The 13,408-nt window shown below is 71.6% G+C and carries 12 protein-coding genes; all 12 read left to right on the plus strand.

Features of this window, described 5'->3' with window-relative positions:
* Positions 1 to 6: 6 nt before the first annotated feature.
* The 12 genes from ASC64_RS06480 (at position 7) to ASC64_RS06535 (ending at position 13,405) form a co-directional block, all read left to right on the plus strand.
* The gene (locus ASC64_RS06480) at positions 7 to 1,095 is read left to right on the plus strand and encodes an ABC transporter ATP-binding protein (RefSeq protein WP_056906731.1); all 1,089 of its coding nucleotides are present in this window, start codon (positions 7 to 9) and stop codon (positions 1,093 to 1,095) included.
* Between the two features lie 152 nt (positions 1,096 to 1,247).
* Positions 1,248 to 2,420: an ABC transporter ATP-binding protein gene (locus tag ASC64_RS06485; RefSeq protein ID WP_056906792.1), complete on the plus strand. Its 1,173-nt coding sequence runs from the start codon at positions 1,248 to 1,250 to the stop codon at positions 2,418 to 2,420.
* A gap of 93 nt (positions 2,421 to 2,513) precedes the next feature.
* On the plus strand, positions 2,514 to 3,842 hold the full coding sequence (locus ASC64_RS06490) for a replication-associated recombination protein A (RefSeq protein WP_056906732.1): 1,329 nt from the start codon (positions 2,514 to 2,516) through the stop codon (positions 3,840 to 3,842).
* A gap of 25 nt (positions 3,843 to 3,867) precedes the next feature.
* Positions 3,868 to 4,824, plus strand: coding sequence for a TIGR03885 family FMN-dependent LLM class oxidoreductase (locus tag ASC64_RS06495; RefSeq protein ID WP_056906733.1), 957 nt, complete (start codon positions 3,868 to 3,870; stop codon positions 4,822 to 4,824).
* Between the two features lie 62 nt (positions 4,825 to 4,886).
* Positions 4,887 to 6,557, plus strand: coding sequence for an alpha-amylase family protein (locus tag ASC64_RS06500; RefSeq protein WP_056906734.1), 1,671 nt, complete (start codon positions 4,887 to 4,889; stop codon positions 6,555 to 6,557).
* Between the two features lie 19 nt (positions 6,558 to 6,576).
* The gene (locus ASC64_RS06505) at positions 6,577 to 7,083 is read left to right on the plus strand and encodes a hypothetical protein (RefSeq protein ID WP_056906735.1); all 507 of its coding nucleotides are present in this window, start codon (positions 6,577 to 6,579) and stop codon (positions 7,081 to 7,083) included.
* Positions 7,083 to 7,361, plus strand: a complete 279-nt coding sequence (locus ASC64_RS06510) for a DUF6167 family protein (RefSeq protein WP_056906736.1) — start codon at positions 7,083 to 7,085, stop codon at positions 7,359 to 7,361. Before ASC64_RS06505 ends, ASC64_RS06510 begins: the two co-directional genes overlap by 1 nt.
* Before the next feature lie 13 nt (positions 7,362 to 7,374).
* Complete coding sequence (alaS, locus tag ASC64_RS06515) at positions 7,375 to 10,092, plus strand: alanine--tRNA ligase (protein WP_056906737.1); 2,718 nt, start codon at positions 7,375 to 7,377, stop codon at positions 10,090 to 10,092.
* 14 nt (positions 10,093 to 10,106) lie between these two features.
* Complete coding sequence (gene ruvX / locus ASC64_RS06520) at positions 10,107 to 10,568, plus strand: Holliday junction resolvase RuvX (protein ID WP_056906738.1); 462 nt, start codon at positions 10,107 to 10,109, stop codon at positions 10,566 to 10,568.
* Positions 10,561 to 11,736 carry an endolytic transglycosylase MltG gene (gene mltG / locus ASC64_RS06525; protein WP_056906739.1) on the plus strand — a complete coding sequence of 392 codons (1,176 nt, stop codon included), beginning with the start codon at positions 10,561 to 10,563 and terminating at the stop codon, positions 11,734 to 11,736. Before ruvX ends, mltG begins: the two co-directional genes overlap by 8 nt.
* A 1-nt stretch (position 11,737) precedes the next feature.
* Positions 11,738 to 12,625, plus strand: a complete 888-nt coding sequence (locus tag ASC64_RS06530; RefSeq protein WP_056906740.1) for a shikimate dehydrogenase — start codon at positions 11,738 to 11,740, stop codon at positions 12,623 to 12,625.
* Positions 12,626 to 12,634: 9 nt separating this feature from the next.
* The gene (locus ASC64_RS06535; RefSeq protein ID WP_056906741.1) at positions 12,635 to 13,405 is read left to right on the plus strand and encodes a prepilin peptidase; all 771 of its coding nucleotides are present in this window, start codon (positions 12,635 to 12,637) and stop codon (positions 13,403 to 13,405) included.
* Positions 13,406 to 13,408 lie beyond the last annotated feature (3 nt).

Here is a 13,408-nt window from a genome sequence, read left to right on the forward strand (position 1 = left end):
GTTCCCATGACCCAGTCGTCCGCCGCCGAGCGCGACGCGAGCGAGGGTCCCTTCCTCCGGGTGGAGGACCTCAAGGTGACCTTCCCGACCCAGGACGGCCCGGTCACCGCGGTGCAGGGACTGTCGTACTCGGTGGAGAAGGGCAAGACCCTCGGCATCGTGGGTGAGTCCGGATCCGGCAAGTCCGTGTCGAGCATGGCCGTGATGGGCCTGCACGACACCAAGTCCGCGAAGATCTCGGGCTCGATCCGCGTCGACGGCACGGAGGTCGTCGGCCTGGGCGAGTCGCAGATGCGGGCCCTGCGCGGCAACTCGATGGCGATGATCTTCCAGGACGCCCTCGCGGCGCTGCACCCCTTCTACAAGATCGGGGCGCAGCTCTCGGAGGCCTACCTGGTCCACCACTCGAGCGCGTCGAAGCGCGACGCGCGCCGCAAGGCCATCGAGATGCTCGACCGCGTCGGCATCCCGCAGCCCGACCGTCGTGTGGACGACTTCCCCCACCAGTTCTCCGGCGGCATGCGCCAGCGCGCGATGATCGCGATGGGCCTGATCAACGACCCGTCGCTGCTGATCGCCGACGAGCCGACGACGGCCCTCGACGTGACGGTGCAGGCCCAGATCCTCGACCTGCTCCAGGACCTCCAGCGCGAGTTCAACTCGGCCGTCATCATCATCACCCACGACCTCGGCGTGATCGCCGAGATGGCCGACGACGTCCTGGTGATGTACGCCGGTCGCTGCGTGGAGTACGGCACGGTCAAGCAGATCCTCACCACGCCCGAGATGCCCTACACGTGGGGACTGCTGTCGAGCATCCCCGACGTGCACGCGTCCACCGACGCGCGCCTGATCCCGATCCCCGGCAACCCGCCCAGCCTGCTGCGGCCGCCGACGGGCTGTTCCTTCCACCCCCGGTGCGTGCACTCCGACAAGGTCCCCGGCGACCTGTGCCGCACCGAGCTCCCCGAGCTGCTGCCGGCAAGCTCGGGCACGGCGCACCTCAAGCGCTGCCACCTCGCCGACCCCGTGCGGGTCTACGAGACCGAGGTGCTGCCTGAGATCGCCCCCGACCTCGTCGAGGAGACCCGATGACCCAGGACCCCAACGCCCGCTCCGAGATCGAGCCGACCGAGGTCGGGGCCAACGCGGCCGAGACCGGCGAGCGCGAGCTCCACGACGACCACGACGTCACCGCGGACCACGAGGTGCTCCACGAGGGCCTCGACTTCGCCACCGTCGCCGGGATGGGGCACGTGGCGTCCGAGCTCGACCCCGACGCCCCACCGGTGCTGACCATCGACAACCTGAAGATGTACTTCCCGGTGAAGTCGGCTGGTGTCGTGCGCCGCACGATCGGTCACGTCCAGGCCGTCGACGGCATCTCGTTCGAGGTCCCCAAGGGTGGCTCTCTCGGCCTGGTCGGCGAGTCCGGCTGTGGCAAGTCGACCACCGGTCGGCTGATCACCCGGCTCTACAAGCCGACCGGCGGCTCGATGATGTTCGACGGCCACGACCTGGCCAAGCTGTCCAGCCGCGAGATGAAGCCGTTGCGCCGCGACGTGCAGATGATCTTCCAGGACCCCTACACCTCGCTGAACCCCCGCCACACCGTCGGCACGATCGTCGGCGCGCCCCTCGAGGTGCACAACATCGTGCCGAAGAACCAGGTGCTCAAGCGGGTGCAGGAGCTGCTCGAGGTCGTCGGCCTCAACCCCGAGCACTACAACCGCTACCCCAACGAGTTCTCCGGCGGCCAGCGCCAGCGCATCGGCATCGCGCGCGCACTGACGCTCAACCCGAAGGTCCTCGTCGCCGACGAGCCGGTCTCGGCCCTCGACGTCTCGATCCAGGCCCAGGTCGTCAACCTGCTCCAGGACATCCAGAACGAGTTCGACGTGGCGTTCCTCTTCATCGCCCACGACCTGGCCATCGTGCGTCACTTCTGCCCCGAGATCGCCGTGATGTACCTCGGCAAGATCGTGGAGATCGGTGACCGCGAGACGATCTACGGCAGGCCGCACCACCCCTACACGCAGGCGCTGCTCTCGGCGGTGCCCGACGTGAAGCAGGCCGCGATCGGTGGTCGTCGCGAGCGCATCCGCCTCGAGGGCGACGTGCCGAGCCCGATCAACCCGCCCTCAGGCTGCAGGTTCCGCACGCGGTGCCAGTTCGCCCAGGAGATCTGCGCCAAGGTGGAGCCGCCGCTCCTGCAGATCGGGTCGCGCCACAAGGTCGCGTGCCACTTCGCCGGCGAGCTCGGTGCCCACCCGGCGACGCCGGTCACGACCGACCTCCTCGGCGTCGACGACCAGGGCACGCCGGTCCCCGGCGCGACCCCGACCAACACGCAGCTCACCATCCCGGGCTACGAGAAGACCTGGTACGACCTCACGACCAAGCAGACCGCCGGAGCCTGACCTGCCGGGCCGGCGCTCGCGCCGGTCGGGGATACTCACGACGTGGACGGCTTGTTCGAGATTCCGGGCGCGGGGCAACCCGTGCCCGGACCCATGTCCGGATCCGTGCCGGGCGGGGGCTCGCTGGCCGCCAACACGCACGCGTCGGCACCCCTCGCCGTACGCATGCGGCCGCGCACGATCGACGAGCTCGTCGGCCAGCAGCAGCTGCGCGCCGCCGGATCGCCGCTGCGCCGCCTCATCGAGGGCGACCAGTCGATGTCGCTCCTGCTGTGGGGGCCGCCCGGCACGGGCAAGACCACGATCGCCGCGATCGTCAGCCAGCAGACGCGGCGGCGGTTCGTCGAGGTCTCCGCGGTGGCGGCCGGGGTCAAGGAGGTCCGGGCGGCGATCGACGGCGCACGCGCCGAGCTGGCCCGCGGTGGCCAGGAGACGGTGCTGTTCGTCGACGAGGTGCACCGCTTCACCAAGGCCCAGCAGGACGCCCTCCTCCCCGGCGTGGAGAACCGCTGGGTCACGCTCATCGCGGCGACCACCGAGAACCCGTTCTTCTCGGTGATCAGCCCGTTGCTCTCCCGCAGCCTCCTGCTGCGCCTGCAGTCGCTCACCGACGACGACGTCGCCGAGGTGATCGACCTCGCGCTCGCCGACGAGCGCGGGCTGGCGGGCGGGACCGGGCTCGACGACGACGCCAGGGCCCACCTCGTACGCCTCGCCGGCGGTGACGCACGACGTGCGCTGACCTACCTCGAGGCGGCGGCCGGCGCAGCGACGAGCAACGGGCTGGACACCATCGACCTGGCGACGGCCGAGACCGCCGTCGACCAGGCGGCCGTGCGCTACGACCGGCAGGGCGACCAGCACTACGACGTGATCAGCGCGTTCATCAAGTCGATCCGCGGGTCCGACGCCGACGCGGCCCTGCACTACCTGGCCCGCATGATCGAGGCCGGCGAGGACCCGCGCTTAATCGCCCGCCGACTCGTCGTCCACGCCAGCGAGGACATCGGCCTCGCCGACCCGACGGCGCTGCAGGCGGCGGTCGCCGCGGCACAGGCGGTGCAGCTGATCGGCATGCCCGAGGCGCGGATCAACCTCGCCCAGGCCACGATCCACCTGGCCGTCGCGCCCAAGTCCAACGCGGTGATCACTGCCATCGACGCAGCCATCGCCGACGTGCGCGCCGGCAAGATCGGTCAGGTGCCGCCCCACCTCCGCGACGCCCACTACGGCGGTGCGAAGGACCTCGGCCACGGCAAGGGCTACGCCTACCCCCACGACGAGCCCTATGGAGTCGCCGAGCAGCAGTACGCCCCGGACCAGCTCGCGGACACGCAGTACTACCGGCCCACGGCGCTCGGCGCCGAGGCGTCGGTCAAGGAGCGGTGGGAGCGGATCCGTCGCATCGTGCGGGGGTCCTGACCGGCTCCGTGGCTACCGTGGGGCCATGCGTCTCGGATTCCACGCCTCCCACGAGCAGATCGCTCCCTCGCGCCTCCTCGACGACGTCCGGCTCGCGGAGCAGGCGGGCTTCGAGATGGCGATGTGCTCCGACCACATCTCGCCGTGGGGAAGCCGCCAGGGTCACTCCGGGTACGCCTGGGCCTGGCTCGGCGCGGCCCTCGCGTCGACCGGCCTCGAGCTCGGCGTCGTCTGCGCACCCGGCCAGCGCTACCACCCCGCCGTGGTGGCGCAGAAGATCGCCACGCTGGCCGAGATGTTCCCGGGTCGCTTCTGGACGGCGCTGGGCAGCGGCGAGGCGAGCAACGAGCACATCACCGGCGACCGGTGGCCAGCGAAGGAGGTGCGCACCCGACGGCTCGAGGAGTGCGTGGACGTCATCTCGCGGCTGCTCGACGGCGAGACGGTGAGCCACGAGGGGCTGGTGACCGTCGACCGCGCCCGGCTGTGGGACCTGCCAGGCACGCGACCCCGGCTCGTCGGGCCCGCGGTCTCGGTGGCCTCGGCCGCCCGCGTCGCTGCCTGGGCCGACGGCCTGGTGACCATCAACCAGCCGCTCGACACGCTGCGTGACGTGGTGGCGGCCTACCGCGACGCCGGCGGTCGTGGTGCCTGCTCCCTCCAGGTGCACCTGTCGTGGGCGCCGACGCCGCAGCAGGCGGAGGCCGTGGCGCTCGACCAGTGGCGCACCAACGTGTTCCCCGAGCCGGTGTGCTGGGACACCGAGACCGTCGAGGGGTTCGACGTGATGGCCCAGCACGTCGACCTCGACGCCGTACGCGGCGCGGTGGAGGTGTCGTCCGACCTCGCCTGGCACCGCGACCGGATCGCCGAGCTCGCCTCGGTCGGGTTCGACGACGTCTACCTGCACTTCGTCGGGCAGGATCAGCAGCCGTTCATCGACGCCTTCGGCGAGCACGTCCTGCCGCAGCTGCGCGGCTGAGTCGAGGCGTCCCACCCCGGGGACCGTTGCCACGCGCACCCGCCTGGGTTTGGGTGGACCGCATGCGAGTGACCGACACGAGTGACCTGTGGTGGAAGAGCGCGGTGGTCTACTGCCTCGACGTCGAGACCTTCTACGACTCCGACGGCGACGGCGTCGGCGACCTGGCGGGCCTGGCCCAACGCATCGACTACCTCGCCGAGCTCGGCGTGACCTGCCTGTGGCTGATGCCGTTCTACCCGAGCCCCGACCACGACGACGGCTACGACATCACCGACTTCTACGGCGTGGACCGCCGCCTCGGCAGCCTCGGCGAGCTCGTGGAGGTCATCCGCACCGCCCACGACCGGGGCATGAACGTCATCGCCGACCTCGTGGTCAACCACACCTCCGACAAGCACCCGTGGTTCCAGGCCTCTCGGCGGAGCACGACCAACCGCTTCCGGGACTTCTACGTGTGGCGTGACACCGAGCCGCCGGACACGTCGAAGCTGGTCGTCTTCCCGGACCAGGAGGACTCCATCTGGGAGCGCGACGACCGCACGGGGGAGTGGTACCTCCACAACTTCTACAAGCACCAGCCCGACCTCAACCTCGCCAACCCCGACGTCGTGGACGAGATCTTGAAGATCGTCGGCTTCTGGCTCCAGCTCGGGTTCGACGGCTTCCGCGTGGACGGCATCCCCTTTCTCGAGCAGAACGCCGAGAACGCCGGCGATCCCGCCCTCGCGGTCGACCCGCACGAGCTGATGCGCACCATCCGAGGCTTCGTGAACCGGCGCACGGGACGCGCCACGATGCTCGGCGAGGTCAACCTGCCGCACGCCCAGCAGCGCAAGTTCTTCGGTGGCGCCGCGGCCAACGAGCTGCAGATGCAGTTCGACTTCATCGGCATGCAGGCGACGTACCTCTCCCTCGCACGGGCCGACGCGCGTCCGCTGGTCAGCGCCCTGCGGCGGCGGCCGGAGATCGACGAGACCTGCCAGTGGGCGACGTTCCTGAGGAACCACGACGAGCTCACCCTCGACAAGCTCACCGAGGCGCAGCGGCAGGAAGTGTTCGACGCGTTCGGCCCCGAGCCGGAGATGCAGGTGTTCGGGCGCGGGCTCAAGCGCCGCCTCCCGCCGATGGTGGACGGTGACCCGCGCCGCGTGCGGATGGCCTACAGCCTGATGTTCTCCCTCCCGGGCACGCCCACGCTGTACTACGGCGAGGAGATCGGGATGGGGGAGGACCTCGAGGTGCCGGGCCGGATGGCGGTCCGTACGCCGATGCAGTGGAGCTCGGCCGCCAACGGTGGCTTCTCGACCGCCACGCCGGGACGGCTCGTCCAGCCCGTCGTCACCGGCGCCTACGGCCCCGAGCACGTCAACGTGGCGGCCCAGGTCCACGACCCCGACTCGCTCTGGAGCTTCATCCGCAAGCTCGTCTCCATCCGGCGGACCTGCCCCGAGCTCGGGTGGGGCACCTGGAGCGTGGTCGAGCAGCCCGAGCGGCAGGTGCTGGTGCACCGGGTCGACCGCGACGGGTCGGCCGTGCTCACCGCGCACAACCTCGGCCCCGAGCCGGTGACCGTCCGGGTGCCCGTCGACCCCGACGGTCGGGGCCTCGAGGCGACGGACCTGATGTCCGAGGACGTCATCACCGGCGACGGCACGGTGGACCTCCCGCTGGACGGATACGGATTCCGCTGGCTGCGCCTGCGACCCGCGGGTGACCTCGCGATCCCGTGAGGCTTGTAGGCTCGGCGCCGTGACGACGGACCAGGTGTGGCTGAGCGCCGCGGGCGCCGCCGCCCTCGTGGTGGCGCTCGGCGCGCTCCTCCTCTCGGTGGCTGCCCAGCGTCGCGCCGCCCGCGCCGAGCAGCTCGTCGAGCAGCTCGCGCAGCGCCTCGCTGCGCTGGAGTCACCCGCTGCCCCGGCACCGCGCCCCACGCCCGACGACGAGGCCGAAGCCTTCGTCATCACCGAGGTCGGCGCGCCCCGCACGCACGAGGCCGTCCCTGTCGCGCAGGACATCGACGGTCGTCTCTTCGCCGACATCGTGGCCAGGGAGACCGTCGTCAAGGCGGCGTCCTGGACCGCAGGGCTGCGCCGCGCGCTCGCGCCGGAGACCCGCAACCGGATCCGCTTCGCCGTGCGGCAGGAGACCCGGCGGGCCGGTCGTGAGCGCCGCTCCGAGATGAAGCAGGCGCTGCGCGAGTTCCGCGCCCGGGAGCGCGCCGACCTCGGGCCCGCCGTGGGGGAGGACGTCGCCTGATGGGTCGCCCACTCTGGTTCGTCGCCGGGGCGGGGGTCGGTGTCTACGCCGCTGCCCGCGCCCGCCGCGCCGCCGAGGCCCTGACCGCCGACGGCCTGCGGGACCGACTGCGCGGACTGCAGGTCGGCGCCCGCCTGTTCGCCGAGGAGCTCCACCAGGGCCGTGCCGAGCGCGAAACCGAGTTGCGCGAGCAGCTCGGGCTCAGGCCCACTGGCACCCCGAGCTCGGGAGCGGTTTCGAGGCTCGCTCCGCTCGCACCTCAACCACCGAAGAGATGAAGGACCCCCACTGATGGACACCGCCGAGATCCGCCGCCGCTTCCTCGCGCACTTCGAGGCCGCCGGACACGCCGTGGTGCCCTCCGCGTCCACCCTCGCCGACGACCCGAACCTGCTGTTCGTCAACGCCGGCATGGTGCCGTTCAAGCCCTACTTCCTCGGCCAGGAGACGCCGCCCTTCGACCGTGCCACGAGCGTGCAGAAGTGCATCCGCACGCCCGACATCGAGGACGTCGGCAAGACCACGCGCCACGCGACCTTCTTCGAGATGTGCGGCAACTTCTCCTTCGGTGACTACTTCAAGGAAGGCGCCATCGAGCTGGCCTGGGCGCTGATCACCAACCCGGTGGAGGAGGGCGGCTACGGCCTCGACAAGGATCGCCTCTACCCCTCGGTGCTGGTGGGCGACGAGGAGGCCATCGGCATCTGGATGAAGGTCACCGGGCTGCCGCGCGAGCGGATCGTGCAGCTCGGCCCCAAGGAGAACTACTGGTCGATGGGCGTGCCCGGTCCCGGCGGGCCCTGCTCGGAGATCCTCTTCGACCGCGGACCGGAGTTCGGCCCCGACTTCGACGCCGCGACGCTCGGCCCGGACATGCCGTTCGAGCTCGAGGACCGGCTGCTGGAGATCTGGAACCTCGTCTTCATGCAGGACGACCTCAGCGCGGTGCGGTCGAAGTCCGACTTCGACATCGCGGGCTCGCTGCCCAAGAAGAACATCGACACCGGCATGGGCCTGGACCGCGTCGCGCTGCTGCTCCAGGGCAAGAAGAACATGTACGAGATCGACCTGGTCTACCCGGTGATCGCCAGGGCCGAGCAGCTGACCGGCAAGACCTACGGCGCGAACCGCGAGGACGACATCCGGTTCTGCGTGGTCGCCGACCACGTGCGCTCCTCGATGATGCTCATCGGCGACGGCGTCACGCCCGGCAACGACGGGCGCGGCTACGTCCTGCGCCGCCTGCTGCGCCGCGCGGTTCGCTCGATGCGCCTGCTGGGCTGCGAGGACCGCGTGCTGCCGGAGCTGATGCCGGTCTCACGCGACGCGATGAGCCCGACCTACGGCAACCTCGTGACCGACTGGGAGCGGATCTGCCAGGTCGCCTTCGCCGAGGAGGACGCGTTCCGCAAGACCCTCCAGTCCGGCACGCAGATCTTCGACACCGCCGCCGCCGACGTGAAGCGGACCGGCGGGTCGACCCTGTCCGGCGAGCGTGCGTTCGCGCTGCACGACACCTACGGCTTCCCGATCGACCTGACCCTGGAGATGGCAGCCGAGCAGGGCTTGCAGGTCGACGAGCAGGGATTCCGGTCCCTCATGGCCGAGCAGCGCGAGCGCGCCAAGGCCGACGCGCGCGCGAAGAAGGGTGCGCACGGCGACACCGCGGCCTACCGGGGCATCTTCGACCAGTTCGGGCCCACCGAGTGGCTGGCCTACGAGACCCTCGAGACCGAGTCGAAGCCGTTGGCGCTGCTCAGCGCAGGTGCGTCCGTGTCGCGCCTCGCCGAGGGCGAGATCGGTGAGCTGGTCCTCGACCGCACGCCGTTCTACGCCGAGTCCGGCGGCCAGGTGGCCGACGCGGGCACGATCGTCTTCGACGGTGGCCGGCTCGAGGTGCTGGACGTCCAGCGCCCGATCAAGGGCCTCGTCGTGCACCAGGTGCGGGTCACCGAGGGCGAGCTCGACCCGTCGCACCTCGTGCACGCCCGCGTCGATCCCGAGTGGCGCACGGGCGCGCGCCAGGCCCACTCCGGCACCCACGTGGTGCACGCCGCGCTCCGCGAGGTGCTCGGCCCCACCGCGCTGCAGTCCGGCTCCTACAACCGGCCGGGCTACCTCCGCCTGGACTTCGGCTGGACGCAGGCGCTGAGCCCGGAGCAGGTCCGCGACATCGAGCAGGTCTCGCAGCAGGCACTCCGTGCCGACCTGCCCGTCTCCTGGGACTACATGACGCTCGAGCAGGCCAAGGAGTGGGGCGCGATCGCCCTCTTCGGCGAGACCTACGACAACACCAAGGTGCGTGTCGTGGAGATCGGCGGCCCCTGGTCGCGCGAGCTCTGCGGTGGCACCCACGTCGCCCACTCCTCGCAGATCGGCACCGTGGTGGTGACGGGCGAGACCAGCGTCGGCTCGGGCAACCGGCGCATCGAGGCGCTCACGGGCGTCGAGGGCTTCGGCTACCTCGCGCGCGAGCGCGACGTCGTCGCGCAGCTGACCGGCCTGCTCAAGACCCAGCCCGACGACCTGGTCAGCCGGGTCCAGGGCCTCACCGAGCGGCTCCGCGCGGCGGAGAAGGAGCTCGAGAAGGCGCGCCTGGCCCAGCTCCTCGGTGCCAGCGCCGAGCTGGCTGCCGGCGCCACGCAGGTCGGGCCGGTCAAGGTGGTGGCGCACCGCGTCGACGGCGCCGGCGGAGGCGACGTACGCAACCTGGCGATGGACGTGCGCGGCCGTCTCCCTCAGGGGGAGCCCGGCGTCGTGGTCATCATCGGCACCCAGTCGGTCGAGGGGGGCGCCGGCAAGGTGTCGGTCGTGGCAGCGACCAACGACGAGGCCCGCGCGCGCGGGCTGTCTGCCGGTGAGCTCGTGCGCGCCGTCGGACCGCTGCTCGGCGGCAAGGGCGGCGGCAAGGACGACGTCGCCCAGGGTGGCGGCACCGACGCCTCGCAGATCGACGAGGCGCTCGCGCTGGTCGGCCACGAGGTCGCCAAGCACGCGGTGCAGGGCTGAGCAGGGCCGGGCGGGTGCGCTTCGGAGTACGCCTCGGCGTCGACCCCGGGGATGCCCGGATCGGCGTCGCCAGCAGCGACCCGACCGGCTTCCTGGCGACGCCCGTCGAGACCGTACGACGCGGCAGGGGAGACCTCCGTCGCCTCGGCCAGCTGGTCGAGGAGCTCGAGGCGGTCGAGGTCGTCGTCGGCCTGCCCCGCTCGCTCAGCGGCGCCGAGGGGCCGGCCGCGGTCAAGGTGCGGGAGTTCGCCGCGCGGTTGGCGCGCCGAGTTGCGCCCGTACCCGTCAGGCTGTGTGATGAACGACTGACCACGGTCTCGGCCGAGTCGATCCTGCGCGACCAGGGTCGGCACGGCGCCAAGCGACGTGCCGTGGTGGACCAGGCAGCCGCCGTGCTGATCCTGCAGACTGCCCTGGACACGGAGCGGTCGAGCGGACAGGCACCCGGAGAGATCGTCGAGGTAGCAGATGAGTGAGCACGAGGCCGCACCCGAGGTCGGACCGGACGACGACGTCCGGGACCCGGCCTACGAGTACGTCCCCGGCGGCAAGCGACGCAAGGGCCGCGGCTTCAAGGGCTGCCTGGCCGTGCTCGTCGCGCTCGTCGTCCTCGTCGGCGGTTTCTACGTCGCGCTGACCAAGGGCGTGGGCTGGGTGTCCGACCAGTTCCAGGGCCCCGACGACTTCCCCGGCCCCGGCACGGGCTCGGTCGAGTTCACCGTCAACGAGGGCGACGTCGTGGCGGAGATCGGTCGCAACCTGAAGGCCGCGGGGGTCACCGCCTCGGTGCAGGCCTTCATCGACGCCTGCGGCGACGAGTGCAGCGGCATCCAGGTCGGCGACTACGAGCTCCAGAAGGAGATGAAGGCGGCCGACGCCAAGGAGGTCCTCGTCGACCCCGGCAACCTCATCAGCTTCCCGACCGTGACGATCCCGGAGGGCCTGCGCCTGACCGAGATCGTGTCCACGCTCGCGCAGAACACCAAGTTCCCCGAGGAGGCCTGGAACAAGGCCCTCGACCAGCCCGCCAGGCTCGGGCTGCCCGACTACGCCGGGGGCAACGCGGAGGGCTACCTCTTCCCGGCGACCTACGAGATCAAGCCGGGCATGAAGCCGGTCGCGGTCCTCAAGATGATGGTCGCCCGCTGGCAGCAGGCAGCCGACGAGGCCGGCCTCGAGGAGAAGGCCGCCGAGCTCGGGCACACCCCGGGCGAGCTGATGATCATCGCCTCGCTCGTCGAGGCGGAGGGTCGCGGCGACGACATGCCGAAGATCGCGCGGGTCATCTACAACCGCCTCGACGGCCCCGGCGACAAGGGCGGCACCAACGGCACGCTCGGCATCGACGCTGCGATCGCCTACGGTCTCGGTCTCTCGCCTGGCTCGACGGAGCTCACGCCCGACCAGCTGGCCGAGGACACCCCCTACAACACCCGCATCAACGCCGGACTGCCCCCGACGCCGATCGAGGCGCCCGGCGACGACGCCATCGCGGCGGCGGCCAACCCGGCCGAGGGCAACTGGTACTACTACGTCACGGTCGACCTCTCCACCGGCGAGACGAAGTTCTACGAGGACTACGACGGCTTCCTCGAGGGCCGTGACGAGTACAAGGCCTACTGCGAGACCTCGGACCGTTGCTGAGGTGACGACCGGGTCTGCGGCCGCGGGGAGCCCGGCGCGCCGGTGCGGCGTGCTGGGCGATCCCGTCGCCCACTCGCTGTCGCCGGTGCTGCACCGAGCCGGATACGCCGCGGTCGGGCTCGACTGGTCCTACGACGCACACCGGGTCCCGGCGGGTGGCCTCGCCGGGTTCCTCGACGGTCTGGACGACGCGTGGCGTGGGCTCTCGCTGACCATGCCGCTCAAGCGCGAGGCGTTCGACCTGGCCGACCGGCTCACCGAGCGCGCCCGCCGCGCCGGGGGCGTCAACACCGTCGTGCTCGAGGACGACGGCACCCGCACCGGTGACAACACCGACCTGCCCGGTGCCGCGGCGGCGATCCGGGAGCGTACGTCGGCCCCGTTGACGTCCGCGGTCGTCCTGGGCGGCGGAGCGACCGCGACCTCGGTCGGCCTGGCCGTCGCCGACCTCGGGGTGCGCACGATCGCCGTCGCCGTGCGCGACGAGTCCCGGGCGGCGGAGACCCTCGCCGCCCTGCGCGGCCACCCGTCCGCGCCCGAGGTGCGGGTGACCTCCCTGGGCGACGAGCAGTGGACCTCCGGGGCCGACCTGGGGGCTGGTGGCTCCGCTGTCGACGTCGTGGTGTCCACCATCCCCGCAGCCGCGCAGTCGCCAGACCTGGTGGCGCGCTGCGCCGGGATCCCGGTGGTCTTCGAGGCGCTCTACGACCCGTGGCCGACGCCGCTCGCCGCCGACGCGCTCGCGTCCGGACGGGTGGTGGTGAGCGGGATGGACCTGCTGGTGCACCAGGCGGCGCTGCAGTTCGAGCTGTTCACCGGCCGGCCGGCGCCGGTGGGCGCGATGCGCGATGCCGGCGAACGCGCCCTCGCCGCGCGCAATCCCGCTTGAATGACCCCCGTGGACGACACCGTGGTGGCTGCGTTGATGACGGCGATCCTCGCCGGACTGGGTGGCCTGCTGGTGCCCTCGCTCATCCGCCGGGTGCCGGAGCCTGCGCCCACCCCACCGTCGGAGGCGCCCCAGGCCGGACCCGCCGAGGACGAGCAGGATGACGGTCCGACGACCGATGGGCCAGGGAAGGTGCCCTACGCCGACATCGCCGCTCGGCCGGGACTCGGCCTCCGGAGCGCGGTCGTGTCGGCCGTCGCCGGAGCCGTGCTCGGGGTCGCGACCGGTCTGGACTGGCCGCTGCTGTGGTTGGTCCCGCTGACCCCCGTCGCGGTCGCGCTGTCGGTCGTCGACTGGCACACGCGGTTGCTGCCGCGCGTCGTCGTCGTACCCGCCACGTTGGCTGCGCTCGCCGTCGTGACGGCCGTCGGGCTGGCGACGGGGGAGCGCACGGCGTTGCTCGGCGCCGTCGGCGGCATGGTCGGCCTGCGGACGTTCTTCTGGCTGCTGTGGTTCATCCGTTCGGCGGGGATGGGATTCGGCGACGTCCGGCTCGCCGCCCTCGTGGGGCTGGTGCTGGGCTGGGAGGGCCTGGACGCGCTGCTGGTCGGGGCGTGGATCGGCTTCGTGTCCTTCGCCCTGCCCGGCGTCGCGCTGGCCGTCGTACGGCGAGACCGGAGCCTGCTGCGCAAGCCCTTCCCGTACGGGCCGTTCATGGTCGGTGGCGCGCTGGCGGGTCTCGTCTGGGGGACTGCGCTCGCTGGGCGTGTGTGGGGCTGAGAG

It is taken from the genome of Nocardioides sp. Root122, assembly GCF_001425025.1.
Taxonomy (GTDB): Bacteria; Actinomycetota; Actinomycetes; order Propionibacteriales; family Nocardioidaceae; genus Nocardioides.